This is a genomic window from Candidatus Roseilinea sp. NK_OTU-006 (genome assembly GCF_012931985.1).
Classification (GTDB): Bacteria; Chloroflexota; Anaerolineae; order J036; family Brachytrichaceae; genus JAAFGM01.
This window is the reverse complement of the sequence record NZ_JAAFGM010000009.1, coordinates 14,070-38,568: the sequence shown is the minus strand read 5'-3', so window position 1 is coordinate 38,568 and position 24,499 is coordinate 14,070. Positions and strand designations below refer to the sequence as shown.

24 protein-coding genes and 1 pseudogene are annotated in these 24,499 nt (G+C 63.9%); 6 read left to right on the top strand and 19 right to left on the bottom strand.

What is annotated here, in order from left to right:
• Positions 1-44 precede the first annotated feature (44 nt).
• From GXH28_RS07100 to GXH28_RS07090, 3 genes are all read right to left on the bottom strand, one after another.
• Positions 45-896, bottom strand: a complete 852-nt coding sequence (locus tag GXH28_RS07100) for an MBL fold metallo-hydrolase (RefSeq protein ID WP_169238323.1) — start codon at positions 894-896, stop codon at positions 45-47.
• Positions 897-1,069: 173 nt separating this feature from the next.
• On the bottom strand, positions 1,070-2,539 hold the full coding sequence (locus tag GXH28_RS07095; protein WP_169238322.1) for a MiaB/RimO family radical SAM methylthiotransferase: 1,470 nt from the start codon (positions 2,537-2,539) through the stop codon (positions 1,070-1,072).
• A 16-nt stretch (positions 2,540-2,555) separates the two neighbouring features.
• A complete protein-coding gene (locus GXH28_RS07090) occupies positions 2,556-4,733 on the bottom strand; it encodes a WD40 repeat domain-containing protein (RefSeq protein WP_169238321.1) in 2,178 nt (725 codons plus the stop codon).
• 370 nt (positions 4,734-5,103) lie between these two features.
• Here GXH28_RS07090 and GXH28_RS07085 point away from each other — a divergent pair, with 370 nt between their 5' ends.
• Positions 5,104-5,430 (top strand): cyclic-di-AMP receptor, encoded by a 327-nt coding sequence (locus GXH28_RS07085; RefSeq protein WP_240550254.1) that lies wholly within the window; start codon positions 5,104-5,106, stop codon positions 5,428-5,430.
• A gap of 21 nt (positions 5,431-5,451) precedes the next feature.
• On the opposite strand, the gene GXH28_RS07080 is transcribed toward GXH28_RS07085, so the two are convergent.
• The 11 genes and pseudogenes from GXH28_RS07080 to iscX all read right to left on the bottom strand — a co-directional run bounded on the left by GXH28_RS07080 (position 5,452) and on the right by iscX (position 14,655).
• Complete coding sequence (locus tag GXH28_RS07080) at positions 5,452-6,348, bottom strand: DNA-methyltransferase (RefSeq protein WP_169238319.1); 897 nt, start codon at positions 6,346-6,348, stop codon at positions 5,452-5,454.
• Between the two features lie 9 nt (positions 6,349-6,357).
• Positions 6,358-7,236 carry a ParB/RepB/Spo0J family partition protein gene (locus GXH28_RS07075; protein WP_169238318.1) on the bottom strand — a complete coding sequence of 293 codons (879 nt, stop codon included), beginning with the start codon at positions 7,234-7,236 and terminating at the stop codon, positions 6,358-6,360.
• 14 nt (positions 7,237-7,250) lie between these two features.
• Positions 7,251-8,114, bottom strand: coding sequence for a ParA family protein (locus GXH28_RS07070; protein ID WP_169238317.1), 864 nt, complete (start codon positions 8,112-8,114; stop codon positions 7,251-7,253).
• A gap of 42 nt (positions 8,115-8,156) precedes the next feature.
• Positions 8,157-9,002 (bottom strand): PfkB family carbohydrate kinase, encoded by an 846-nt coding sequence (locus tag GXH28_RS07065; protein ID WP_169238316.1) that lies wholly within the window; start codon positions 9,000-9,002, stop codon positions 8,157-8,159.
• Between the two features lie 47 nt (positions 9,003-9,049).
• The gene (jag, locus tag GXH28_RS07060; RefSeq protein ID WP_169238315.1) at positions 9,050-9,868 is read right to left on the bottom strand and encodes an RNA-binding cell elongation regulator Jag/EloR; all 819 of its coding nucleotides are present in this window, start codon (positions 9,866-9,868) and stop codon (positions 9,050-9,052) included.
• 26 nt (positions 9,869-9,894) lie between these two features.
• Entirely contained in the window at positions 9,895-10,815 is a 921-nt protein-coding gene (locus tag GXH28_RS07055) for a YidC/Oxa1 family membrane protein insertase (RefSeq protein ID WP_169238314.1), read from the bottom strand.
• Positions 10,816-10,854: 39 nt separating this feature from the next.
• Positions 10,855-11,601 (bottom strand): 4Fe-4S binding protein, encoded by a 747-nt coding sequence (locus GXH28_RS07050; RefSeq protein WP_169238313.1) that lies wholly within the window; start codon positions 11,599-11,601, stop codon positions 10,855-10,857.
• An 82-nt stretch (positions 11,602-11,683) separates the two neighbouring features.
• On the bottom strand, positions 11,684-12,769 hold the full coding sequence (locus GXH28_RS16280; RefSeq protein WP_240550261.1) for an NADH-quinone oxidoreductase subunit D: 1,086 nt from the start codon (positions 12,767-12,769) through the stop codon (positions 11,684-11,686).
• 336 nt (positions 12,770-13,105) lie between these two features.
• Positions 13,106-13,690: pseudogene (locus GXH28_RS16660) on the bottom strand (NADH-quinone oxidoreductase subunit C); the annotation flags it as partial.
• A 12-nt stretch (positions 13,691-13,702) separates the two neighbouring features.
• Entirely contained in the window at positions 13,703-14,365 is a 663-nt protein-coding gene (locus GXH28_RS07040) for an NADH-quinone oxidoreductase subunit B (protein ID WP_206156748.1), read from the bottom strand.
• Between the two features lie 83 nt (positions 14,366-14,448).
• On the bottom strand, positions 14,449-14,655 hold the full coding sequence (gene iscX / locus GXH28_RS07035; protein WP_169238311.1) for a Fe-S cluster assembly protein IscX: 207 nt from the start codon (positions 14,653-14,655) through the stop codon (positions 14,449-14,451).
• 211 nt (positions 14,656-14,866) lie between these two features.
• On the opposite strand from iscX, the gene erpA reads away from it, so the two are divergent.
• The 5 genes from erpA (at position 14,867) to GXH28_RS07010 (ending at position 18,504) form a co-directional block, all read left to right on the top strand.
• Positions 14,867-15,307 (top strand): iron-sulfur cluster insertion protein ErpA, encoded by a 441-nt coding sequence (gene erpA / locus GXH28_RS07030; RefSeq protein ID WP_169238310.1) that lies wholly within the window; start codon positions 14,867-14,869, stop codon positions 15,305-15,307.
• 167 nt (positions 15,308-15,474) lie between these two features.
• Entirely contained in the window at positions 15,475-16,890 is a 1,416-nt protein-coding gene (locus GXH28_RS07025; RefSeq protein ID WP_240550253.1) for a B12-binding domain-containing radical SAM protein, read from the top strand.
• A gap of 71 nt (positions 16,891-16,961) precedes the next feature.
• Positions 16,962-17,168: a hypothetical protein gene (locus GXH28_RS07020; RefSeq protein ID WP_240550252.1), complete on the top strand. Its 207-nt coding sequence runs from the start codon at positions 16,962-16,964 to the stop codon at positions 17,166-17,168.
• Between the two features lie 55 nt (positions 17,169-17,223).
• Positions 17,224-17,499 (top strand): hypothetical protein, encoded by a 276-nt coding sequence (locus GXH28_RS07015; RefSeq protein WP_169238309.1) that lies wholly within the window; start codon positions 17,224-17,226, stop codon positions 17,497-17,499.
• 54 nt (positions 17,500-17,553) lie between these two features.
• Positions 17,554-18,504 carry a ribose-phosphate diphosphokinase gene (locus GXH28_RS07010; RefSeq protein ID WP_169238308.1) on the top strand — a complete coding sequence of 317 codons (951 nt, stop codon included), beginning with the start codon at positions 17,554-17,556 and terminating at the stop codon, positions 18,502-18,504.
• Between the two features lie 58 nt (positions 18,505-18,562).
• Here the strand turns inward: GXH28_RS07010 and GXH28_RS07005 are convergent, their stop codons facing one another.
• The 5 genes from GXH28_RS07005 to dnaB all read right to left on the bottom strand — a co-directional run bounded on the left by GXH28_RS07005 (position 18,563) and on the right by dnaB (position 24,397).
• Positions 18,563-19,360 carry a hypothetical protein gene (locus GXH28_RS07005; protein ID WP_169238307.1) on the bottom strand — a complete coding sequence of 266 codons (798 nt, stop codon included), beginning with the start codon at positions 19,358-19,360 and terminating at the stop codon, positions 18,563-18,565.
• On the bottom strand, positions 19,333-20,763 hold the full coding sequence (argH, locus tag GXH28_RS07000; protein WP_169238306.1) for an argininosuccinate lyase: 1,431 nt from the start codon (positions 20,761-20,763) through the stop codon (positions 19,333-19,335). The genes GXH28_RS07005 and argH overlap by 28 nt, the downstream gene beginning before the upstream one ends.
• A gap of 10 nt (positions 20,764-20,773) precedes the next feature.
• Positions 20,774-21,598 (bottom strand): ATP-binding protein, encoded by an 825-nt coding sequence (locus GXH28_RS06995; protein WP_169238305.1) that lies wholly within the window; start codon positions 21,596-21,598, stop codon positions 20,774-20,776.
• Positions 21,528-22,979, bottom strand: a complete 1,452-nt coding sequence (locus tag GXH28_RS06990) for a hypothetical protein (RefSeq protein WP_169238304.1) — start codon at positions 22,977-22,979, stop codon at positions 21,528-21,530. Before GXH28_RS06990 ends, GXH28_RS06995 begins: the two co-directional genes overlap by 71 nt.
• 74 nt (positions 22,980-23,053) lie before the next feature.
• Positions 23,054-24,397: a replicative DNA helicase gene (gene dnaB / locus GXH28_RS06985; RefSeq protein ID WP_169238303.1), complete on the bottom strand. Its 1,344-nt coding sequence runs from the start codon at positions 24,395-24,397 to the stop codon at positions 23,054-23,056.
• Positions 24,398-24,499 lie beyond the last annotated feature (102 nt).

The window sequence follows — 24,499 nt, the reverse complement described above, 5'->3', positions numbered from 1 at the left end:
ACCCGGCCAGCGGGTAGACGAAGGCATTGCCTTTGGCTACCCGCTCACTTCACATACAGATACAGCTCGCCGGGCTGCAGGACGTGCATCTTCTGGCGCGGGTTGAAGCGGCGAATAGCGTCGGGCAACTCGCCCGCGCCGATGCAGTTGCCGATGAACAGGTCATTGTGGCCGGCGATCAGCACGTCCCAGCCCAGCTCGCGCGCCAGCCAGGCCGCCTCCAGCGGCAGCAGGTTACCGACGATGCCAAGCGAGTCGCGATAGGCGTCGCGCCCGTTCACCGGCACGATGGCGACGTCGGCGCGCGGCTGCGCCTTGAGCGTCTCCAGATAGCCGGGGTAGATCACCGTGTCGCCGCTGTGGTATAGCGTCACGCCGTTCCACTCGATGACGAAGCCGAGCCAGCGATGCCCCTTCGTCGAGTCTTCTTCTACCTGGTAGTGCGCCGAGGGGAGCGCCGTGATGCGCACGTCGCCGATGACGAAGGGTTGTCCAACGGCGGGCGTGATGCGTCGCTCCGGCGCGATGCCCGCTCGGTCGGCGATGGGGTGTGCCCAGCCGGTGATGACGAAGGTCGCTTGCGGCGAGGCTTGGGCGATCGGGCCGATCGTGCCGGCGTCGGTGTGGTCGAGATGCTCATGCGAGCACAGCACGGCACGTGCGTTGGTCACTTCGCCCGGCGCGACCGGCGGGGGAAATTCGCGGTAGAAGATCTCGCCCGGCGCGGCCTCCTCCTTCGACTTGCCGGTCAGGTAGGGGTCAACGTAGATCACGGTGTCGCCGCTGCCCTTGAGCGCGAAGCCCATCTGGCCCAGCGCCCAAATCGCCAGCGCGCCTGGCGGCACGCGCAGCGCGTCCATCTGTGCGACCAGGTCTTTGCCGTGTCGTGTAGCCATCGTGTGTGAGATTAGCAATTAGAGATTTAGAGACTGGAGGATAGGAGATTCGGCGGCGCGGGGCATCGCCCCACCATTCACCGCGCTTGAGCGTCGGGAAGGGGTCGAAGACGCGACTGAGCGCGTCCACTCATTCAGGAATGAAATAGCCGCGTAGGTCAAAGGGATAACCGTCAAGCAGCGTGAGCTGTCTGGGTTGCATGCGCAGGATTGTATAGCGCATCCTCATTCGTGCGCACCGTTCCCTGCATGCTCCACGGCCCGGCCCAAGTGATCGTCACGTTGGCCAGCTTGCCGCGCCAGTCGTTGCTCGCGTCCTCGAAGAACACCAGTTTGTTCTGCGGTGTGCGCCCGCGCCACTTGCCCTTGTGCTGGTCTTCCACCAGCACCTCCACCGTCTGGCCGAGGTAACGCTGGTTGATCTCGCCGCTGATGCGCTCGTGCTGTGCTTCGAGGAAGCGGAAGCGGCGTTCCTTCTCCTCCTCCGGCACATCGTCGGCGAACTCGCGCGCCGCGACGGTGTGCGGGCGCGGTGAGTATTTCGCTAGGTGCACGACGTCGAGCCGTAGCTCCTCGAGCAATTCGTAGGTGCGCATGAACTGAGCCTCGGTCTCGCCGCAGAAGCCGACGATGATATCGGTGGCAATGGCGGCATCCGGCACCTTTGCGCGAATGCGTTCGATCAGCCGGCGGTAGTCGTCGCGAGTGTAGCCGCGTCGCATGCGCTTCAGCACGTCGTCGTCGCCGGCCTGCACCGGCACCTCGATGTGCGACATCACCTTCGGCAACTCGTTTACTGCGTCGAGCAGCTCGTCGGTCATCCAGTTCGGATGCGAGGTGAGGAAGCGCACGCGCTCCAGACCCTCGATGTCGTTGACCGCGCGCAGCAGATCCACCAGCGGCGTGCGCAGCGGAATGTTTTGGGAGGGGATGCCCGAGGCTGCGCCGGGGTTGTAGCGCTTGATGGCGTAGTCGTCGCCGAGCAGGTCGTAGCCGTAGCGATCCACGATTTGGCCGAGGAGCGTCACCTCCTTCACCCCTTGCGCGACGAGCGATTCGACTTCGCGCACGATCTCGGCGACCGGACGGCTGCGCTCCGGGCCGCGCCGGAACGGGATGATGCAAAAGGTGCAGGCGTGCGAGCAGCCATACACGACGGGCACGTTGGCCGTCACGCGCTTGCCGACTTCATGGGCCGGCAGCCGCAGCGCCAGGTCAGGCTGCGCTGCCGGAAAGTCGCCATCTTGCAATGCGAAGCGCGCCTGCGTCTCGGCCTCGGCCAGGCGTTTGCCCTCGCGCTGCAACAGGAAGTCCACCATCGGCCCCGGCTCACTGGGCGCCATGAACACATCCACCCAGGGAAAGGCCTGCTTCAGCGGCGTATTGCCGCGCACGCCTACCAGGCAGCCCATCACGCCGACCACCACATTCGGGTTGCGCTGCTTGATCGGCTTGATCATGTGCAGGTAGCTCAGCGCCTTGTCCTCTGCGCCTTGGCGCACCACGCATGTGTTCAGCACCAAGACGTCCGCGGCGAAGCGGTCGTCGGTGGCGCGCAGGCCGAGCTTCTCCAACTCGGACGCCAGCCGTTGCGAGTCGGCCTCGTTCATCTGGCAGCCGAAGGTGGCGACGTGGTATTTCATGGAGAGTGAATTGTACTCAGCGCGCCGGCGATCGTCCCCATATCGTCATGGCGTTCGTCCGCGCGTGAGTTGCAAAGAAGGCGCCGTCGGCGCTGATTGCGCCGACGTAGGGCAGGTCTTGCGTCTGGATGCGCCGCAGCAGCTCGCCGGTCTGCGCGTCCCACAGGCGCAGCTCGCCCGAGGCGAAGACGCGCCGATCCAGCGGCTGCTCGGCCGTTTCCGAAGTGGGGATCATCAGGGCTGTGATGACCAGCCGTGAGTCGCGCGGGAAGAGCGCGGTTGCGCTGCTGCCTTTCGGCAAATCCAGCGATACGACCTTGCCGGAGGCGACATCCAGCACATCGACATCGTCCCCAAAGTTGATGATGAACCGGTCGCCGCGTGGGCTGAACAAGCCGGCCAGGGGGGCGCGCCGCAACTGCGCAGTCTGGAGGGCTTCCTGCGCTTGCACATCCCAGATGGTCAACTGTGTCGGGGAGAGCACGGCCAGCCTGCGCCCATCCTCGCTCAGATAGAGCGCGCCGGCTTCCTCCACGCCGCTCAGGGCGTCCATCGTCGCGACGACACGGCCCTCCAGGTCGAACACGCGGATGTCCTGCTCGCCTGCCGCGGCGAGGACCGCCGCCTCGTTATTGCACCCGCTGATGGAGCGCGGCGCAAACGGCAGCTCGAAGTCGCCTGTCGCTCGGTCGGCGGCGATGTCGTACGCGACGATGCGCCGGCCGTCCAGATAGATCAGGCTGCGATCGTCGGGGGCAAAGCACAGCAGCGCGCGCGCCGTGTCGGTAACCGGCGCAGCGATGCTCGCCAATCGTCGGCCATCGCGCACACGCCACACAAATATGCCGAAGTCGAGCGTGACCGTGGCCACGTAGGCGTTTGCCCGATCCGGCTCCACCTGAATAACGGGCATGTGGTGCAGCAGTCGGTCGCGCACGGCCCATGTCTGCGCATCAAAGATGGCGACATCGCCAGACGGGTAGGCCGTGCTCCACGTGAACAAGGCCTTGCCGTCGGCGGAGAAGACGCTGCGCGTAATGGGCGGGCGGCTGGCCGATTGCAGCGCGCGGCGCGTAGCGATGTCGAAGCTGGCCAGCTCACCCGACCCGGCCACAAACAGGCGCTCGCCTGTCGGATCAAAGTTCACCGACCACACCGGCAGGTTGCCGGCCAAGCGGAACTGCGCCCTCGGCTCGTCGTCCTGCAGGTCATAGAGCAGCACGCTAGGGCTGATCAAAACGGCCATGAAGCGGCCGGTGCGGTCGAAGATGGGCTCAACAGCGCCGCCCAGATCGGTGAAGGTTTTTTGCAGCACCGGCTGGTCGCCCGATAAGTCCCAAACGGCGAGCGACTCGCCGCCCGAAGCGCCGAACTTCGCGCCGTTCGGGCTGAAGCTCAGATGCTCGACGGCGGTGTTGGTGAATACGCCGGTCAGCGTTATCGGCGGCGCGCTGCCGACGGCGCTGACGATGACGATGTCGCCGGTCGGTTGCACTGCGGCTACGCGCGACGCATCCTCGGCGAAGCGGATCGCCTGCGTCAACGGTGGCAGAGTCTGGCCTCCGCTTACCACCTGGGCATCGTCCAAGCGAATGCGCCGCAGTTCGCCTCGGGAGACTACAGCCAGCTCGCTGCCGTCTTCGTTCAGGGCGATGTCGGAAGCGATCTCCGCTGAAGGTCGCGGCACGGTGAGGGTCTTCACGATTTGCGAGGTGTCGAGGTCGTAGATATCCACTGTGCCATCGGGTTGCATGATGGCCCCCACTTTGCCGTTCGGCGAGGCGGCGTACCAGAAGATCGGTGCAGCCTCGTCGTTGAGCTGCACCGGCGTGCGGGTTTGCACATCGAGCGTATCTGCGACGATGACCTCAAAGCTGCGCGAGGTGAAGACAACCAGTCGATCGTTCGCCGCCGAGTAGATATGCCGCGGCGGCGGCTCGTCCAACTGGAAGACGCGCGCGAGTCGGTCGGCGTTCTCCAGCGTCAGGCCGGTGAGCGGTTCCGGCGTCACGGTCGGCGTCAGTCGCGGCAGCTCGCCGAGTGACGTGGCCGTCACCCTGGGACGCGGGGCGAGCGTGCGCGTCGGCACCAGTTGCGTCTCCAGCTCGCGGGACTGTTGGCTGCACGCCGCAAGTGCGAATGCAACGAGGGTCAGGCGAAGGACGCGCGATGTTGAAGAAACTACTCGTCTCATCGTCACCTTCATCTCTGCTCGACGCTCGGACTTGGGCCGGCCATCAAGCAGCTCAACCAAGCCAAACTATAACCCGGCCCGCCCGATCCGGCGCTCATCTACGCGATAGCTGGCCGCAGCGTCGGGGTGCCGGTTAGCCTGTTCGTCAGCAACAGCGTGAACGCCCTCACTCTCGCCATCGCTGTGATCGCAGCCGTGCTGGCGTTCGACGCCGCGTGCCGACCTGAGTGCTGCTGACAAGCGCGGCTGTTGTAGGAGCCTGACGGCTGCGGTGACGATGCCGGTCGTTCGTGTATCATGCCCATCAATCCATGAGCCGAGTGAGTGATAAGGTTGAAGCGCAGATCGGAGGCCGGCAATGAAGATGATCATGGCGGTCGTTCAGGCCGACGACGCCAACAAGGTGATGCAGGCGCTGAACGACGCTGGCTATCGCGCCACGCGCATGGCGACGCAGGGCGGATGGCTGCGCCGCGAGAACGTGACCCTGCTGGTCGGCGTGGAAGACGCGCGCGTCAACGACGCGCTGCGCATCTTGCACAAAACGGCCCAGCGGCGCATGGCCTATGTCCATGTTCCCGGCGAGGCGATGGGTGCCTATAACCCCCAACCCCTCGAAGTCGAGGTGGGTGGCGCCACCGTGTTCGTGCTGAACGTCGAGCGATTCGAGCGGCTGGCCGACGCGGCAGACGGGTAACCGGCGTTTGCCGCAGTCGGATCATTCCCGCTGGGCTTCCGTCTGGCTTAGCCTCGCGCGCGCTACCTTCACCGCCTCTTCGCTGGCATCAATGCCGATCCATCGTCGGCCGAGCTTTTGCGCAGCAACCAACGTGGTGCCGCTGCCGCAGTACGGGTCGAGCACCACATCGCCGGCGTTCGACGACGCGGCTACGATGCGCTCCAACAACGCCAGGGGCTTCTGCGTCGGGTAGCCAGTGCGCTCCGCCGACACGTTGATCACCGCCGGGATCTCCCACACGTCGCGCAGCAACACATCGGCGTAGTAGCCGTGCGCGTCGCGCTGCACGCCGAAGAAGCGCTTGCGGTAGCGCACGCGCTCGCGCTGCGGGTGAAAGGTGTAATCGTCCGACGCGGTGTAGAACAGGATGGCATCGTGTTTGCGGGCGAAGTGGCGCTTGCCGGCGCCGCCGGTGCGATAGGCCCACACGATCTCGTTGCGGCAACGCTCGCGACCGAACAGCGCATCGAGCATCAGGCGCAGGCAGTGGCTCATGCGCGCGTCGCAGTGCAGATACAGGCTGCCGCTCGCCTTCAAAACGCGGCGCAGCTCGCCCAGGCACGGCGCAAGCGCAGCGCAATAGGCGAGCGTGCTGCTTTCGCCCAGGATGAGGCGCAGCGCCTCTAACGCCCTGCCCAGCGACGCCGGCGACTCGGCCAGCGCGCGCCGATAGGCCGCGTCGTCCCAGCGCCAGCGATCGCGGAAGCGCGGCCCTTCGCACCGCCTGCCGGTGGCGTAATAGGCATGGCCGGAGTTGAACGGCGGGTCGGCGTAGATCAGGTTGACCGAACGATCGGGGATGTGTCGCCGGAGGACGGCGACGTTATCACCGCAGTAGATCGTTCCCCATGAAGTCTGGAAGGCGGGAGCGCCCATCTCCCCGCGCTAGTCGCTACTCCCCACAATCTTTTCGAAGATCGCCTCGAGCTCTTCGTCTGAGTAGAACTCGATGACGATCCGCCCCCCCTTGCGCCCACGCACCAACGACACCTTTGTGCCCAACACGTCGCGCAGGCGAGATTCATATTCTTTCGCCCCTTGCCATTCCCGGTCGCGCGCCGCTTTCTTCGATGTGGTCTTCGGGCTGTTCATCCGGCGGATCAGCTCCTCGGTTTGACGGACGTTCAGGCCGTGCTTCTTGATCTCGTCGAGCGCGATCAGTTGATCCACCGCCGAGCTGAGCCCCAGCAAGGCGCGCGCGTGGCCTTCGGTGATGTCGCCCTGCATCAACGCGGCCTGAGCCTGGCCGGGCAGCTTGAGCAAGCGCAGGGTGTTGTAAATGGCGACGCGGCTCTTGCCGACGCGCTCGGCCACCATATCGGGCGTCAGGCCGAATTCGTTGATGAGCTGCTGGAAGGCGGCTGCCTCTTCGAGCGGGCTGAGGTCGTTGCGCTGGATATTCTCGATCAGCGCAATTTCCAGCATCTCCTGAGGCGTGGCATCTTTGAGGACGACCGGGACATGGGTGAGCCCGGCGAGCTGCGCCGCGCGCCAGCGCCGCTCGCCGGCAATCAGCGTATAGGGCGCGCCGGGACCTTGCGTGCGCGTGACGATGAGCGGCTGGATCACCCCATGCTCGCGGATGCTGGCGGCCAACTCCTCAAGCTGTAGCGCCTCTTGTCCGCGCACCATGCGCGGCTGGCGTGGATTAGCGCGAATTTCGGTGACAGCGATTTCGATAACCCCGCTGCGTCCGGCTTCAGCCTCACTCGCGCCGGGGATCAGCGCATCGAGCCCGCGTCCCAGTCCGGTTTTAGGTGCCATGAGCGATCGAGCATTTAGGGGGTGTTGGCTGTCTGGAGCGCGGCTGCGCCGTCCGGCGACGATTGCGACGCCGGCGCATCGGCCGCGTGGGGCGGCGGCACATTCGCCGTCGCCGCTTCGTCCTGCGCCATCAACTCTTCGGCCAGGCCCTTATAGGCCTGACCACCGGGCGACGACGGCGCATAGGTCATGATGGGCTGGCCGTGGCTGGGCGCTTCGCTCAGGCGCACATTGCGCGGAATGCGCGCGCGAAACACCTTGCCGGCGAAGAACTTCTCCACCTCGGCCACTACCTGCTGCGAAAGCGCCGTGCGCGCATCGTACATCGTCATGATCAACCCGCGAATTTCGAGTTGAGGGTTCAGCCGCTGGCGCACCAGTTGCACGGTGCGCATCAGTTGCGATAACCCTTCCAGGGCGAGGTATTCGCACTGCACCGGGATCAGCACACCATCCGCTGCGGTGAGCGCATTCACGGTGAGCAAGCCGAGCGAGGGCGGGCAGTCAATCAACACGTAGTCGTACTTGCTGGCCTCGGCAGCGAGCGCCTGCCGCAGCCGATATTCGCGCGCCAGTTCCCCCACCAGCTCAATCTCCGCCGCCGCCAGCGCCGGCGAGGCCGGTATGACCGATAGGTTCAGCCGCGCATTCTTCAGCGTGGCCTTTGCTGGCGTGACGTTGCCCAGCAACACCTCGTAAGAAGAGGCGGTCACCTTGTTCTTATCCAGGCCCAGGCTGCTGCCGGCGTTGCATTGTGGGTCCAGATCCACCAGCAAGATGCGCCGGCCGGCCAGCGCGAGATAAGCGCTGAGGTTAACCGCTGTCGTGGTCTTGCCCACGCCGCCTTTCTGGTTGGCGATCGCGTAAATGCGAGTCATGATGAAACGCGGTGCGCGTTGGGTCGTCCTGAGCCGACCGCACTACGCTTTACGCTGGGTGATTGTACTGCAAAGCTCGAGGTCTTCGGGAGTGGGCAGGCCGGCCAGTCGCTTGCGCGTGACGGATTGAGCGGCGACGCAGTTGGCGAACGCGGCCGCTTCAAGCGGGTCTTGCCCGCGTTGCAACGAGATGAACAGCGTCGCTGCGAAGATGTCCCCTGCGCCCGTGGGGTCCACTTCCTCAACTTGGGGGGCCGGAATGTGGTGCGGTCGGCCTTCGAGGAACACCAGGCATCCCTCTGCGCTCAGGGTAACGACGAAGAGCCGGGCTTGGGCGGCCCAGGTGAGCGCCAGCCGCCAATCGCCGGCCACGTCGTCAATGCTGATCACCGCGGCGTCGGCGCGCGCCAGGACGTGCGGCGCAGCGTCCCAGGGTTTCGTGTAGACGCGGCCGGTCTCGTCCCAGCGGCGCAACCAGCCCTGCGGCGTCACGCCGACGAACACATCGGCGGGCGCCTCGGCTGTGAATGCCGGACTGACTTCGTCGCACACCGGCGCGAGATGCATGATTTTTGCGCGCCGCAGCGCATCGGTGAGGTGAGCCGGCTCCAGCCGCACCGGGCTGGGGCGCACATATTGGATTCGCCCGTGCGGGGTGTAGATGTTCTCGAACTGCGTCGTGGTCGGCGATGGGACGCGATGTACGTGGATGCCCGGCAGGAACTTTTCGGCGTCGTAGTGCTCTGCTGCTGCGGTCAGCACGCTCACGCGATCCACAATGCGCCGGGCGGCCAGTGAGGCAAACCAGGCTGTGCCGCCGGGGGTGATGCTGCCATCGCGCCAGACATCTTCGGTGACGTGTCCGATGGCGAGATAGTCGGGCGGCATGAGGAACAAACCCGCGAATGGCCGACGCAGTGCTTGCGCGCTGCGCCTCACCGCTTCGGTTTGATCTGCACCTTGCGCGAAGTCCCTTCGCCGAAGCTCTCGGTCAATACGCCGGGGCGGTCGCGCAGTGCCATGTGCACGATGCGCCGCTCGTTGGCCGGCATCGGCTCGAGCGTGATGGGCTTGCCGCTGGCCACGACCTTGTCGGCCAGGCGCCTGGCCATGTTGATCAATTGCCGCTCACGTCGCCGGCGGTAGCCGTTGACGTCCACGTTCACACGCAGACTGCTTCGGGTCTGGTGAGACCACATCGTCTGCACGACGGTCTGCAGGGCGTTCAAGCCTTCGCGCTGATGGCTGAGCATCATCTCCTCGTCGTGGCGGTTGCCCAGCGTGACATCTATCCAAATCGAAGGTTCTTCGTCGCCGTTGGTCGGGACGACGCTGTGCGCTTTCACGTCATAGCGCTTCATCCCCATGCGCCGCAAGATGTCGCGCACCAACGTGAGCGCAAGTTCCTCGCCCTCGATTTTTGGCGCAACGGCTTCCTCAGGCAGAGGCAGTGCAACGGCCGACGACTCGATCGTCTGCGGCGCAGCGGGAGGCGACCCTTCCGCCGCAACGGCAGGGGGCACCGCATCAGCGACAGGCGGGGGGGCGGCTGCCGGCGTCGCCGTTTGCTGCATTTCGAGCTCTGCAAACGGCGTCAAACGCACGCGGGCCGGCTTCGCGCCGATCCCCAGCACGCCACGGTTGCCTTCGTCAAGCACTTCGATCTTGACCTCGGCGCGGATGAGGTTGAGCTGCTGCAAACCTTGCGCGATTGCGCTCTCGACGTCGGGGGCTGAAACTTCAATTGCGGGCATCTTTCGGCGGGCTTGATGTAGCAAGATTAGGGTTGCCGCGACGTGGTCGTCGCCTTGTTGACTTTGTTGTTGTCACCCTTGGCGCTGCCCTTCAAGGCCGAAGCGGAGCGATTCACGCGACCGGTAGATTTGGCCTTCACTTTGGACTTGGGCGGCTCAAAGAGCGGCTTTTCGGCGGCCCCTGCCTTGGCGGCTGACGCTGCGTTGACGGCGACGCCGACAGCCGGTGCGGCATGCAGCGCGCGGGCGCGGTCGAGGGTCGGCTTAGTGACATAGTATTGCACAATGCCGATCAGGTTCGAGACGATCCAATACACCCCCAAACCCACCGGGGTGCTGAGCATGAAGAAGCCGAACATCAGCGGCATCATCAACTGCATCATCTGGTTGGTTTGCCGCATCGTCGGGTCAGTCGTGGGCGGCGTCATCACCTTGTTGGCGAAGTAGGTGCTCACCACAACCAGAATCGGAATGACGAAGAGCGGGTCGGGCTGACCCAAATCCCATAGCAAGAAACGCGACTCTATCGGCACTAACGTGGAGAGGCCAGGCAAGAAGCCGTAGAGATGTTTGCCCAACTCCAAAGTGCTGAGCGGCGTCACCGTCAGCGTGCGGATGATGGCTTGATAAAGTGCGATCAGGATGGGGAACTGGATGAGCAGCGGCAGGCATCCACTGAGCGGGTTGAAGCCCAACTTGCGCATTTCAATCTGTAGCCGTTGCGGGTCGCTTTTGTACTTCTCCTGCAACGCCTTGATCTGCGGCTGCAGCGCCTGCATTTTGAAGGCTGAGATCTGCTGCTTGAGGGTGAGCGGCAGGGTGACCAGGCGGATGATCAACGTCAACGCGACGATGGCCAGCACATACTGGTTGAAGAGCAACCCATACAGCAGCATGAGCGCGTTCGTCATTGGATTGACGAACAGGAAGTCGAAGAGATCACCCATGTGGATTCAATAGTCCGCACTTTACCAGACCGGCGCGCCTTATTCGCGGCTGCCTTTGTCGGCATCGGCCTGCGCCGGCTTCTCCGGCCCGGGAGCAGAGGGCTGGGCTGCGCCAGGCGCGGGGGCCGGCTTGGCTGCCGCCGCAGCGCCGCCCGCGGGTTTGGCGGCTTCGGCCTTGGCTTTGGCTTCGGCGGCTGCCTTCTTCTTCGCCTCTTCGGCGGCGCGATCCGCCAACTCCCGATGCCAATCGGTCGGGTGGATCGAAGCGTGGTAGGTATCCGGTTTGGTCAGGCGCGACTTATCATGCACGAGACGGGCGTGTGGCTCCTGCGTGGGATAGTAGCTCAGCTCGTAGTCATGATCCATCTTGATCGCGTCGAACGGGCAGAACTCCGCACAGTAGCCGCAGTTCATGCAGATGGTGGTGTCAATGTAGAACTCTTTGGGCTGCGGCACGGGGCGCTTGGTGATTGGGTCTTCCGTTCGCACGATCCAAATGCACTGCGGCGGGCACACCTTGGCGCAGATGCCGCACGAGGTGCACTTATCGTCTTGCTTCTCGGTGTCGTAGACCAGAAAGGGCACATACCGGAAGTTCTCCGGCAGCGGCAGGCGCTCGCGCGGATATTCGACCGTGACCAGCCCTCTGTTCTTGGGGCTTTGCCGGCGCAGCGGACGCGGCTGTTGTACGCCGCTCTTGTTCAGGATGTACTTTAGGTCTTCGGCGTAGGTATCAATGAAATGCCTGAGGGTCACACCGAGACCCTTCAGGATGCCAGTTCCCATCAAACCCATTGCTCACCTCGGTGTTGCGTTTGGGTTCTTCGTCGCGGTGGGCGACTAAGAACCTCGACGCGGCACGCAGCATTTACCGGTCGACTTCTCCCAAAACGATATCCAACGAGCCAAGGATCACGACGGCATCGGCGACCTTATGGCCGACGGTCATCTCCTTCAACGCGTTTAGGTTGATGAACGAGCTTGAGCGCACGTGGTAGCGATAGGGGTTCTGCCCCCCGTCGCTCACCAGGTAGAAGCCCAGCTCTCCCTTCGGCGTCTCCACGCGGCCGTAAGCCTCGCCGGCCGGCACGCGATGGTTGTAGGCTTTCTTACCGGCCTGAATGTCGCCAGGCTTGGTTTGGTCAATTTGGTTGAGCGCCTGCTGCACGATGCGCAGCGACTGGCGCATCTCGGCCACGCGCACGCGGTAGCGGTCATACACATCGGCGCCGTAGAACACCGGAATCTCAAAGTCGAAGCGGTCATAGATGCTGTAGGGGTCCGCGCGGCGGATGTCGTAGGGCACGCCGGCAGCGCGCAGGCACGGCCCGGTCAAGCTATAGTTGATGCTCCGCTCGGCCGGCAGGTAGCCCACGCCGATTGTGCGCGCTTTGATGATCTCGTTTTCAGTGAGCAACTGTTCCAGCTCGTCTATCTTGCGCGGGATACGGTCGAAGGCCAGTTCGCGGGCGTGCGCGAGTTGATCCTCGGTAAAATCGCGGCTGACGCCGCCGAAGCGCATGTAGTTGCACATCAGCCGGCTGCCGGTCACCGACTCGAACAGGTCGAGGATCAGGTCGCGCTCGGTGATGAAGTAGAGCGCCGGCGTGTAGAACGCGCCCAGGTCGTTGAGCAAGAAGCCGATCGCCCAGAAGTGCGACTCGATGCGCGTTAGCTCGGCCATGATCACGCGCAGGTACTCGGCGCGCTCGGTCGGCTTGATGCCCATCATCTTCTCGACCGTGATCACATAGCCCAGCTCGTTGGCGAGGCCGCAGATGTAATCCAGCCGGTCTGTATAGGGGATGTTGTGCAACCAGGTGTTGCGCTCGCCGATCTTCTCGTGATTGCGATGCAGGTAACCCAGCGCGAGTTTCAGATCGGTGACCGTCTCGCCATCGAGCTTGACCACCATGCGCAACACGCCGTGCGTGGACGGGTGCTGCGGGCCCATGTTGACGATGATCTGATCCGTCTGCAGCTCTTCTTCGTCAGCCAGGGTGTTGTAGTTGCGGTCGTATACCGACACCGCTGCGCCAACGCCCTGGGGCTGCGGCGCTTGCTGCGCGTGGCCGTTCGGCCCAATCGGGGCATTGGGCACGCCGCTCAGCATCGAGTCGTATAGACCGGCGTCGGGATCGCTGTTGAAGTTCAAGGGATCGAAGCCAGGCGGATAGTTGACATTGTCGCCCCAGGGCACGCGCTCTTCGGCCAATTCGTGGTGGCCGCCTGGCCAGCGTGAATCGAACGGTTTGGTGTCCCCCTCGTAGTACGGCTCGTGCCAGTCCTTGCGCAGCGGCCATCCGTAGAAGCCCTCCCAGGTCAGGATGCGGCGCAGGTCGGGATGGCCTTCGAAGCGCACGCCGTACATGTCGTAGATTTCGCGCTCCTGGAATTCCGCGCCGGCGTAGATCGGCGTGAGCGAGGGCACGGCGACTTCTGTGGGCGCGACCGGGTCGCTCCCGCGCGGCACGCGCACCTTGATGGTGATTGGCTGGCCGCCCTTTGACCGCTGGGGATGATAGACCACCTGAAGGTAGCCTTCCTTGATGTAGTCCACGGCGGTCACGTTGGCGAGCATGTCGAAGCCCAACTGATCGCGCACGTAAGTCATCACATCGCGCAGCTTGCTCAGGTCGTTCACCAACACGCCCACGTAGGGGGCAGGCGTAATGATGCTCTCGCCGAAGTGTTGCTGGAGTTGAGCCAATTCCGGCGTCAGCGTAGCGAGCGGCGGGCCTTTGGGCGCGGCATGGCCGGCGGGCTTAGCGGCTGCCGGTTTGGCCGCTGCGGGAGATGTGGGCTTAGCCGCGGGCGCAGCCTTCGCAGCCGTCGCAGGTTCCGCGGGGGTGGGGTTGGTCGTCTCCTCAGCCATGGGTCTCCTGAATCAAGCAGTCGGCTGTTCCAGCGCGGGAGCGGCTTGTGCAGCTTTCTCCTTAATCTCTTGCGCGCGGCGCATATCCACCAAGTCCGGGCCGAGCGCCGGGACGGGCACCACGTCTTCTTCGCCTTGGCGATACCAGGGCACGTTGCGAAGCGACTGCTTCTCGATTTTCTCCTGTAGCTTGATGAAGCTGTGCAGCAAGGCTTCGGGTCGCGGCGGGCAGCCGGTGATGTAGACATCCACCGGGATGAACTTATCTACGCCGCTGACCACGTTGTAGCCTTCTTTGAAAGGGCCGCCGGCCGTAGCGCACGCGCCCATCGCGATCACGTAGCGCGGCTCCGGCATCTGGTTGTATAGGCGCACGATCTGTGGGATCATCTTCTTGGTCACCGTGCCGGAGACGATCATCAAGTCGGCTTGGCGCGGGCTGGCGCGCATCAGCTCCCAGCCAAAACGCGCGAGATCGTGCCGGCTGGCAGCCGTGGCGATCATCTCGATGGCGCAGCAAGCCAGGCCAAACAACATCGGCCACATGCTGCGCTTGCGTCCCCAGTTGTACAGCTTGTCCAGCGAGGTGATGAAGACGTTGTTCCTCAACTCGTCTGGCACCCGCGGGTCGTTCTGAAACTCTTCGGACACGTTCGCATTTGTCGGTTCAGCCATATCCACGCTCTCCATCTCGTCTCGTCGGTCGCACAACAGCCCGGCCGCACGGCGACGCGGCAATACGACGACCAAGCAATTGGTTACAACAGTTCCGCCCACTCTATTTGAATGCGTTCCAACCATTCGACCGGCCGCGCCTCGCAGTCGTCGCTGAATCCATCGAGTTGGATAACCCATTCGTGCAGCAAGCCCAAGTCCAGCGTCGTCGGGTCGGCCACATTCGGGTGCGCAGCGCGCAGCGACAGGGCGATCGGGTAGGCGTCATCCCAATAGAGCGGGTCAGCCATCTTGCAAAACCCGGCGCGATTATACCTATCCGGCTTATTTCCCGATGAGTGTATCGGGCGCAATGTTCATATCCCAATCCCATTCGCCACGTCGCCCATGCTACAATCCCGCCTTAGGGCGCGCTGCTCCGCACCATGGATGCGCGCCCCAAAGCGGATAAGCGTCCGATCCTGGTCGGTATCTGAAATGAGAAGGAGGGTAACACACGAGATGGCAACTGCTCGTTTGGTCGAAACAAAGGCCCAGCTTGAGACGGCGGAGCCGCCGGCGATGACGCTCAGCCCGGCTGCCGAAGCTAAGCTGCGTGAACTCTTGCACCAGCGCAACATCCCCAACTATGGCCTACGCGTATTCGTCGCCGGCGGGGGCTGCTCTGGACTGCAGTATGGCATGGCCTTCGAGGCTCAGCCCCGCGAATTTGATACCGTCGTCAATCAGAACGGCGTCCAACTCTTCATTGACCCAACCAGCCTGATGTACCTGAGGGGCGCCTCGATTGACTTCGTGGATAGCTTGATGGGCGGCGGCTTCAAGATTGACAACCCGAACGCTGTTTCTTCATGCGGCTGTGGCCACTCGTTCCGCACAAAAGACAGCGCCTCGACCGCTGAGGGCGAAAGCTGCGGTTCGGGCTGCGGTTGCCACTCATAACCAATGCCGAAGACGAGTTCCGGACGCTGGCGTGGCAGCGCTTCGCCGCGCAGCCATGCAACGTCTGGAACTCGGCGCTTTTCCCCGCGGGCACACATCGGCGTTGCACTGCGTCAATTCCCCAGGCGGGGATTGGGTGCGAATATACGAGTGAAGTTCGTAGAGCGATGTTCAGGAACCTTTTCAATCCAAAAGTAAAGCCGGAGGACAAAGAACCTAAACGCCTGTGGCTGGACCTGGGCGACCTGGGCGACTTGGTGAACCCCGCCGGCCCACATGAACAATGGCAGGACCATGGCATGGGCCTGCTGCGCACGATCCTCCATCAGAACGGCGTGATGACCGATATGTTCAGCACGCGCCAATGCACGAGCTGGGAGGAAGTGGAGAAGCGCATGAAGGGTTACGACATGCTCATCATGAACGTGCGCAGCTACACCTTCCCGATCGCCTATCGTTCGGCGCAGATCTTCAAGAAGCTCAATCCCAAAGGGATCGTGCTCACTGGCGGCATGCACGCGACCGTCGCGTTGGACGAGATGCTGGCCGTGCCCGAATTCGACAAGATCTGTCAGGGGCCAGGCGAGAATGTCATCGTCAACCTGGTGACCCATCCTGACGCCTTCCCGCGCGTGATCCTGGGCGTGGGCGCCAAGAGCATGGCCGAGTGGCCGATGATTGACCGCACGCTGTGGCCCGAGCCGGCCAGCAAAAAGCTGGCGGCCAAGTTCAACTGGCCGCTGGAACCGGAGTGCGGCTGGGGGCCGCCGCCCGTGGCGACCATCCTCACCAGCCGGGTGTGCCCCTGGCAGTGCGCCTTCTGTAACGAGAACAGCTATATCCCCAACATGGGCCGCCGGCCGGTGGACATGGTGATCGAAGAGCTAAACTACCTGGACGAGACCTACGGCCCAATCGGTTCGGTCGTCATCCACGACTCGATGTTCTTCCAGAACCCCTCCTGGCTGGAGGAATGGCTGGACAAGTACCCCAGGTACGCTAACAAGACGTGGCCGTACTGGGCCGCCGCGCGCGCCGACACCGTCCGCCAATGGCCGGACCTGTTCGAGGCGCTCGTGCGCAAGACGAACTGGAGCACAGTGTCCATCGGCTTCGAGAGCGGCAGCGACCGCGTGCTGAAGATCCTCAACAAAGAGTGCACCGAGGAAGACAACTACTTTGCCATTGACCTGCTCACCCGCATCGGCGATGACATGGAAGCCAAGGGCCTGAAGCCGCCGGTGTTCTGGAGCAACATCATGCTCGGCATCCCCGGCGAAACGCGCGAAGACGCCTTCAAGACCATGCGCATGATCAAATACACCAAGCGGATGATGCCTTCCATCTCGTTCTACGCGCCCTATCCCGGCTCGGCGCTCGGCCACCAGATCATCGCCGAAGGCAAGAGCCTGATGTCGAAGGAGAACTATCATCGTTACCCCGACGACGAGAAGGTGAAAGGGATTGACTACCAGTTCTATCGCGACTTGCTAAGCGGCAAGTACGACGACGAGATCAACCGTGGGCTGGCCACCATCCGGCAACAGCGCACGAATTACTGGGACGCACTGGCAAAAGCTTAGCGTTGGGCGTCGGCAGCATGGCGCACTCGCGCTGCCGACGCCTCCGGATCCCCGCAGATCCCCCATCCGCTATGAGCAGCTTCTCCAACCCGCACTACATGTATCTGTTCGACATGAAGAACGGCAAGAAGAAGCTGGCCTACGGTCAATCACCGGAGGACGCGCTCCAGATCCTGGCGTTTCGTCTGACCGAAGAGGAGATGGCGCAGATCATCCCCGACAAATACATCAAGATCAACCAGCGCCAGCTTCAAGCCTACGTGGACGAGCTCGGCTGACGGCCGGCGCGCCGAATGCGGCGCGGTCAGCACGGTTGCAACTTCCGAGACGGCGATGCAACTGACCGAATCGCAGCAGCGCATCATGCTCGCGATGGCGCGCGGCCTGCGGCTGAAAGACCACCGCGACATCGAGGGGCATAAGACCTACGCACTGCACTACCCCGACGACCACAGCGAACCGGTGAACCCCGATGACGTCGCAGCGCTGGTCGAGCGGGGCCTGATCAGCAGCAACAAGAAGTTCCCCTCCGCCACCTATTGGCTGACGGAGGCCGGCAGCGCCGCCGTCGCGGCGATGCAAACCGAACCCTCACGGGAATCCGACTGAACTTGCCGACCTTCACACACATATAATGTTCGTCGCACACGAAGGGAAGGCAACATGCGAGGCATCACCGTCTTCAGCGGCAGCGCGCATCGCGAGCTGGCGGAGGAAATCTGCCAGCACCTCGGCCTGCCGCTCTCCCCTGTGGACATCCGGCGCTTTAGCAACGACTGCATTCAGGTTCAGCTTTTGACCAGTTGCCGAGAGGCGGACGTTTTCTTCATCCAGCCGATCTGCCCACCCGTGCAGGAGAACCTGATGGAACTGCTCCAGATGCTGGATGCCGCCAAGGGCTCGGCCGCGGCGCGGCTGACCGCCGTCATTCCCCATTACGCCTATGCGCGATCGGATAAGAAGGATGCGCCGCGCATCTCCATCGCCGGGCGGTTGGTAGCCGACCTGCTGAAGACCGCCGGCGCCGATCGCGTGATCGCCATGACGCTGCATTCGCCGCAGGTGCACGGCTTCTTCAGCATACCGGTGGACCACCTCAATGCGTTGACCACGCTGGCGCGTTACTACAAAGGACGCGGCGATTTGGACAACACGGTGGTGGTCTCGCCCGACCTGGGCAACGCCAAGTCGGCCGCGAAATTCGCGCGCATGTTGCGGCTGCCGGTGGCAGCGGGCAGCAAGCAGCGCCTCTCGGATGATCATGTGGTGATCGAGGACATCGTGGGCGATGTGGACGGCAAAGATGCCATCGTGCTCGATGACGAGATCGCCAACGCCGGCACGATCATCGAGACGCTCGAATGCCTGCGCCGGCGAAACGCGCGTCGCTTGTCCGTCGCCTGTACGCACGGGTTGTTCACCGGCAAGGCCATCGAGCGCCTGCGCGCGCAGGCGGATGTGGACGAGATCGTCGCCACCAACACGGTGCCGATCCCGCCGGAGAAGCGCCTGCCGAACATGCACGTGATTTCGATCGCGCCGCTGCTGGCCGAGGCCATCCGCCGCACGCACAACGGCGAATCCATCAGCAGTATGTTTGAGGAAGAGCTGTGAGCGGTGAGTGGTGAGCTATGCGCTTTGAACTTTAATCTCAAATCTTAATTCTCAAATCTCAATTCTCAACTTCCAGCTCCAGCCACTGCGCTTCCGGCACATCCACGTAGGCGAACGCGTACTGCCCATCGCGTGCGGCGACGGCGCGGTAATTGTCCACCCAGGCGACGAAGCCCAGCGGGCCGCGCGGCGACGGCGCGCGCAACACCTCTGCCCCATCCACGCGAAAGACCGCAACATCGGGCAGCCAGTCCAGCTCGTAGCAATGCCACTCAGTCATGTCCAGGTCCAGCAGTGCTTCGCGCGCCCGAACGACCAAGCGCGCCGCAGCCATCGCCAACGCCGAGACGCCGGGTAATCGGAGCGCCAGGTTCCCGGCCGCCATCATCGCCCGCGCCAGGCCGCCCGATGCGCCTTGCCGTTCCACGGACGGCAGCGGGGTGCGCAGCGACGCCGCCTTGAAGCCGTGGCCGGGGGCGCCAGGGGCGATCTGGATATCCGACTCCGGCGAACTGTAGAAGAACCAGACGTTGCACGGCGGCTCGAGCACGGCGCCATCGCGGGTAAAGGGATGGTTCCAAAAGCCAAAGCCAGCCGTGCCCTTCAGCGCGCCGGCCGGGTGGGAGAATCGCGCGTGCAGGCGCAGCCGTTGCGGCGGACGGTTGGCGAACCGGCGCGGCAGGGCGTGCTCATAGTCGTCGAGCTGCGCGTCGGTATAAGCCGCGCGCGTGGTCGGCGGAATGGTCAGGCGAAGCACATCCCCCGCGCGCTCCACCCGCCCCCCGTTGACCAGATGCTCCTTGAGCGATGGGATGGGGGATGCGCGACTTAGAGTTTGCGCCTTGCGTCTAGCCATTCTTCCGCTTGTCGAATCTGCTCCTGCGTGGCGCGCGGGGCCGCGCCGCCCGCCACATCGCGCGATGCCACCGACCGCGCGAAGTTGAACACCTGCGCGATGTCGTCGTCGAAGCGCGGCGAAATGGCCTGCCAGTCGCTCATCGCCAGTTGGCTCAGGGCGATGCCCTTTGATTCGGCCAGCGCCACCGCGCGTCCGGCGAGATGATGCGCCTCGCGGAAAGGCACGCCTCTGCGCACCAGATACTCGGCGACGTCGGTCGCCAGCATGGCCGGATCCAGCGCCGCGCGCATGCGCGCGGCGTTGACCTTCAGCGAGCGGATCGCGCCGGCGGCCACCGGCAGCGCCAACGCCAGCGTGTCGAGGGAATCGAACAGCGGCTCCTTGTCCTCCTGCAGGTCTTTGTTGTAGCTCATCGGCAGCCCTTTGAGCATCGTCAGGATGGCCGTCAGGTTCCCGATCAGCCGGCCGGCCTTGCCGCGCGCCAGCTCCATCGCGTCGGGGTTCTTCTTCTGCGGCATCAGGCTGGAGCCGGTGGCGTAGGCATCGTCGAAGGTCACGAAGCCGAACTCGGCGGTGGAATAGACGATCAGGTCTTCGGCGAGGCGGCTGAGGTGGACGCCGATCAAGGCGCAGCAAAACAGCAACTCGGCCACAAAGTCGCGGTCGCTTACCGCGTCCAGGCTGTTCTGGGTGATCCTGGCGACGCCGCGCAGCGAAAAGCCGAGTTCCGCTGCGAGGGCGGCGCGATCGATCGGGAATGGGCTGCCGGCCAATGCGCCGGAGCCCAGCGGCAGCACAGCCGTGCGCTGCGCGCAATCGTCCAGCCGTTCCACATCGCGGGCGAATGGCCAGAAGTAACTCAAGCACCAGTGCGCAAAGGTGATCGGCTGTGCCCGTTGCAGATGGGTGTAACCCGGCATCAACGCGCCGATGTGCGATTGCGCCTGCGCCAGCAGCGCGGATTGCGCGTCAAGCAGGGCGCGCTGCGTGGCGCGTATCGCATCCAGGCAGAACAGGCGCAGGTCGGTCGCCACTTGATCATTGCGGCTGCGGCCCGTGTGCAACTTGCCGGCCACCTCGCCGACGATCTCCTTCAGCCGGCGCTCGACCGCTGTGTGGATATCCTCATCGTCCGGCTTGACCTCGAAGCGCCCCTCGGCGAACTCCGCATGCACCGCGCGCAAGCCGCGCGTCAACGCGGCCGCCTCGTCTGCGGTGATCACCCCGGCGCGGGCCAGCGCGCCCGCATAGGCTATGCTGCCGCGAATATCGGCGTCCCACAGCCGGAGGTCGAACCCAATCGAATCGTTGAAGCGCCTCATCAGGGCGTCGGTCTGGCCGATGAAGCGCCCGCCCCACAGGCGGCTGGCAGGGTGGGGGGCGTTGTGCTGTTCCGTCATCTTTGCGCGCTCATCGCTTTTCGCTCAGCGGACGGCGGCGGTAATCCGGCGCCGCGTTTTCGATCACCAGGCTGAGTTCGGTGTCCTGCATGCGCGACGCGATGCGATAGTCGAAGTCGTCCGGGTTGACGTTGGTTGCGATCATCGTGGCCAGCCGGTTGCGATAGCGGTAGTCGAGGATCTCGAACAGCACGCTGTCCGACCACGGCGAGGACGGCTCCGCGCCCAGGTCGTCAATGATCAGCACGGTCGCCGTTTTGAAGATATTCATCCGGCCGGTGAAGCTCTCCTGTTCGGTATTCGATTGTAGGTCAATCGCTTCGCGCAGCGAGGCGAGCAAGTCAGGCATGGTGATGAACAGCGACGGGATGCCGGCCTGAGTCAGGTGATTGTCCACGGCGGCGCACAAGTGCGATTTGCCGCTGCCGCGTTCGCCCCAGATCACCAACCAGCGCCCGAACGGATTGTTGGCGAACGCCTCGGCGCTTTCCAGGCAATCCACCAGCGTTTCGTCCTCAACGCCGTTGAAGCGCGTCTTGAAGTTGAGGAAGGTCTGCCTGGACGACAGGGCGCTGCGCGACGAAAAGGGCGCCAAGGCGGCCAGCTTCCAGCGCTGCGCGGTATCGCATTGGGGGCAGGGTTTCAGCTCGCCGCGGGCATCCAGCACAAAGCGCTTGTTGCCGCAGTATGCGCAGTCCACGTCGCCTTGCGCGTCCACCGGCGCGTCGGGGTCGCTCCGGCGCGGTTCCGGCGCAGCGTGCGCGTCAAGGGCGGTCCTCCTGTTGCTGGCGGCGGCCGGCAATGCGCTGTCGAGCGCGTTCGCGAGCCGCTTCACGGTCGGCTTCGGTGTATTCGACTTGCGGCCGGCTGTAGGTGCGTCCCTTCCGTTGCGTGGTTTCTCCTGGTCTGCCATTTCTTCTATTCGTCCCTCCCCGCTTCTCCTGCGGCGAAGCGGTCAGCACTTTGCGAATATAGTCCCAGCGCAGCGCGTTCGCTTCGGCCGCCTTGTCGAAGGCTGCCACCCAACGCGCCACGTCGGTGATCTGCGTCGCCAGCGCGTTGATGTCGGCAGCGATGTGACCATCGAGCGTCCGGTTGACGCGCTTCTTATATTCCGCGAAGGCAAACTGCGCGGTCTCGTTGACGGGCAGCGGGGTGAACACATCCGGCGATGGCTGTTGCAGCAGCTTTTTCACGTAAAACCAATTGCGCTTGTTCTGGCCGGCGGCGTAGGCGAAGACGCTGCGCCACAGCGACAGGTCGCTCACCTCCTCCCAGAGCAGCCGCATCTCTTCGGCCACGGTCGCCGTAGGGGGCAAGCCGAAGGCCGACTCGTACAGCGCAACCAGCTCGCGCAGGTGAGCCTCGGTGCGCGCATCGGCGCGTTGCAGCGCCAGGATGGCCTCTTCGCGTTCGGCCAGCAGCGGGATCAGTGCGTTTACATCCACCACGTAGCCGTCGCGCGTCACGCGCTTCAGCCCGTCGAGCACGGCGCGTAGGCCGAACATGCCGGTGGCCGTGCGCACCAGATCATACTCGCGGCCGGTCGGCTCGCGCCCCAAGCGCTCGCGCAAATTCACAATCTCCTCGGGCGGCGGCGCGGCCTTGGCCACGATCACCTGGTAATACTCCGACGGCGCCGCCGGCGGCTGCGCATCCAGGACGGCCAGGCATGCGCGCAGCGTGCGCGGTGGCGTATGTCTCGGCCGCGGCGCGCGCAGCGCCACACGCAAGGCGGCGATGATTTCCGCTTCGGTGTAGCCGCGCGCTAGGCGCTCTTCGAGCGCGGATAGATCTTCCGGTGTCATCGCGTATGCCTCGATCACCTCCAGGCGCTCGATCTCAAAGGCGAGGCGGGCGAGCAGTTCGGCGCTCCGCGACGTGCTGCGCGCTGGCTGTGCTTGGGCCGCCTGGATTGCCTCAACGGCGCGGCGACCGGCTTCATCATTGACGAAGTAATAGCACAGTTCCCCTTCGCCGACGCTCGCGCACAGCAGCGTCCCGCGCGCCACGGCGCGTTGCAGCGCCGGGCGCAAGGTGATCGTCGGGAAGCTCAGCCCATGGCGGATGGCCGGATGGTTCAGCAGCTCGCCCTCGGTGACGAACGGCGTGGCCGCGAGTTTGGCTTCCAGCAGGCTCAGCGCAACCAGGCTGACCTTCAGCTCGGCCAGGTCGTCCACCTGCGCCAGCGTATTCGCGATGAAGTCGTCCAGCATGGCCAGGAATCAGACGTCAGAAGTCAAAAATCTCTAATCTCTAATCTCTAATCTCTAATCTCTAATCTCAACGCTCACAGTTCAATCCGCTCCTTCGCCAGGTTCTTGAACGAGGTGAGCCGCTTGTCGAAGAACAGCATCGCCTTGCCGGTCGGGCCGTTGCGGTTTTTCGCCACGTGAATCTCGGCGATGTTCTTGAACTCGGTATCCGGGTTGTATAACTCATCGCGATAAATGAATAGAACGATGTCGGCGTCCTGCTCGATGCTGCCGCTCTCACGCAGGTCGCTCAGCATCGGGTGTTTGTCGCTGCGCTGTTCGACCAGGCGGGAGAGCTGGCTGCCGGCGATCAGCGGCACTTTCAACTCGCGCGCGATGGCCTTCAACGAGCGCGAGATGTAGGAAATCTCTTGCACGCGGTTGTCGCTGCGCGCGCCGGTCTCGCCCGACATGAGCTGCAAGTAATCCACGATGATCAGGTCAAGGCCGTATTCCTGGTAGATGCGCCGCGCCTTCACCCGCAGCTCGAGCGGGCTGAGCGACGGCGTGTCATCCAAGAAGATCATCTGATCGGCCATCTGCATCGAGATGCGCGTGAGGGCGCCCCATTCGTCATCCTTCAGGTCGGCGATGCGCAGGCGCTGCGAATCTATGCCGGTCTCGGCGGCGATGAAGCGCTGCACCAGTTGCTCGTTGCTCATCTCCAGGCTGAAGATGGCGACGCGCTGACGGTGTTTGAGCGCTGCATGATAGCCGATGTTGAGCATCAACGACGTCTTGCCCACGCCGGGCCGCGCCGCGACGATGATGAGGTCGCCTTTCTGCAAGCCGCCGGTCATGCGGTCCAGGTCGTGGTAGCCGGTCGGGATGCCCAACGGTTCGTCGCGGTGCTCGTGCAGGTACTCCAGGCGCTCGAAGAAGTCGCTCACGGCTTTGCGGATAGGCACCATGTGCCCCTCGCCGTGGCCTTCGGTGACGCCGAACAGGATCGCTTCGCTCTTCTCGATGACCTGTTGGATGGGCAACGATTGGTCGTAGGCGATGCGCGCGATCTCACTGGCGGCGTTGATCATGCGCCGGCGCACGGCCGACGCTTCGACCGCGCGGGCGTAAGCCTCCACATTCAGCGCCGTGGGCACAGCATTGGTGAGCTGGGCGATGTATGGCTCGCCGCCGACCTCGTCGAGCCGGTTGTTGTGCGCCAGCTCCGACGACACCGTGAGCAGGTCGATCGGCTCGCGCCGGTCGTGCAGGCGCAGCATCGCTTCGTAGATCCACTGATGCTTCACCACGTAGAAGTGATCCGGCGCGAGGAAGCTGGCAACGCGCGCGACGGCCTCGGGGTCAATCAGCAACGACCCCAGGACGGCCTCTTCAGCTTCGACGCTGTGCGGGGGGAGGATGAACGCATCCGCCATGGATGGGGGATTTTAGCCGGGTCACCGGTCGCTTTCATCCTCAGCTCAGCGTCCTCTGTCAACATCGAGGGGATAAACAGACTTCGTTGATCAACAGACATT

What these genes read in the sequence shown, in the direction of transcription:
- GXH28_RS07100 (WP_169238323.1), bottom strand. Translation starts at nt 896, where the DNA reads ATGGCTACACGACACGGCAAAGACCTGGTCGCACAGATGGACGCGCTG.
- GXH28_RS07095 (WP_169238322.1), bottom strand. Translation starts at nt 2,539, where the DNA reads ATGAAATACCACGTCGCCACCTTCGGCTGCCAGATGAACGAGGCCGAC.
- GXH28_RS07090 (WP_169238321.1), bottom strand. Translation starts at nt 4,733, where the DNA reads ATGAGACGAGTAGTTTCTTCAACATCGCGCGTCCTTCGCCTGACCCTC.
- GXH28_RS07085 (WP_240550254.1), top strand. Translation starts at nt 5,104, where the DNA reads ATGGCGGTCGTTCAGGCCGACGACGCCAACAAGGTGATGCAGGCGCTG.
- GXH28_RS07080 (WP_169238319.1), bottom strand. Translation starts at nt 6,348, where the DNA reads ATGGGCGCTCCCGCCTTCCAGACTTCATGGGGAACGATCTACTGCGGT.
- GXH28_RS07075 (WP_169238318.1), bottom strand. Translation starts at nt 7,236, where the DNA reads ATGGCACCTAAAACCGGACTGGGACGCGGGCTCGATGCGCTGATCCCC.
- GXH28_RS07070 (WP_169238317.1), bottom strand. Translation starts at nt 8,114, where the DNA reads ATGACTCGCATTTACGCGATCGCCAACCAGAAAGGCGGCGTGGGCAAG.
- GXH28_RS07065 (WP_169238316.1), bottom strand. Translation starts at nt 9,002, where the DNA reads ATGCCGCCCGACTATCTCGCCATCGGACACGTCACCGAAGATGTCTGG.
- jag (WP_169238315.1), bottom strand. Translation starts at nt 9,868, where the DNA reads ATGCCCGCAATTGAAGTTTCAGCCCCCGACGTCGAGAGCGCAATCGCG.
- GXH28_RS07055 (WP_169238314.1), bottom strand. Translation starts at nt 10,815, where the DNA reads ATGGGTGATCTCTTCGACTTCCTGTTCGTCAATCCAATGACGAACGCG.
- GXH28_RS07050 (WP_169238313.1), bottom strand. Translation starts at nt 11,601, where the DNA reads ATGGGAACTGGCATCCTGAAGGGTCTCGGTGTGACCCTCAGGCATTTC.
- GXH28_RS16280 (WP_240550261.1), bottom strand. Translation starts at nt 12,769, where the DNA reads ATGGGCCCGCAGCACCCGTCCACGCACGGCGTGTTGCGCATGGTGGTC.
- GXH28_RS07040 (WP_206156748.1), bottom strand. Translation starts at nt 14,365, where the DNA reads ATGGCTGAACCGACAAATGCGAACGTGTCCGAAGAGTTTCAGAACGAC.
- iscX (WP_169238311.1), bottom strand. Translation starts at nt 14,655, where the DNA reads ATGGCTGACCCGCTCTATTGGGATGACGCCTACCCGATCGCCCTGTCG.
- erpA (WP_169238310.1), top strand. Translation starts at nt 14,867, where the DNA reads ATGGCAACTGCTCGTTTGGTCGAAACAAAGGCCCAGCTTGAGACGGCG.
- GXH28_RS07025 (WP_240550253.1), top strand. Translation starts at nt 15,475, where the DNA reads ATGTTCAGGAACCTTTTCAATCCAAAAGTAAAGCCGGAGGACAAAGAA.
- GXH28_RS07020 (WP_240550252.1), top strand. Translation starts at nt 16,962, where the DNA reads ATGAGCAGCTTCTCCAACCCGCACTACATGTATCTGTTCGACATGAAG.
- GXH28_RS07015 (WP_169238309.1), top strand. Translation starts at nt 17,224, where the DNA reads ATGCAACTGACCGAATCGCAGCAGCGCATCATGCTCGCGATGGCGCGC.
- GXH28_RS07010 (WP_169238308.1), top strand. Translation starts at nt 17,554, where the DNA reads ATGCGAGGCATCACCGTCTTCAGCGGCAGCGCGCATCGCGAGCTGGCG.
- GXH28_RS07005 (WP_169238307.1), bottom strand. Translation starts at nt 19,360, where the DNA reads ATGGCTAGACGCAAGGCGCAAACTCTAAGTCGCGCATCCCCCATCCCA.
- argH (WP_169238306.1), bottom strand. Translation starts at nt 20,763, where the DNA reads ATGACGGAACAGCACAACGCCCCCCACCCTGCCAGCCGCCTGTGGGGC.
- GXH28_RS06990 (WP_169238304.1), bottom strand. Translation starts at nt 22,979, where the DNA reads ATGCTGGACGACTTCATCGCGAATACGCTGGCGCAGGTGGACGACCTG.
- dnaB (WP_169238303.1), bottom strand. Translation starts at nt 24,397, where the DNA reads ATGGCGGATGCGTTCATCCTCCCCCCGCACAGCGTCGAAGCTGAAGAG.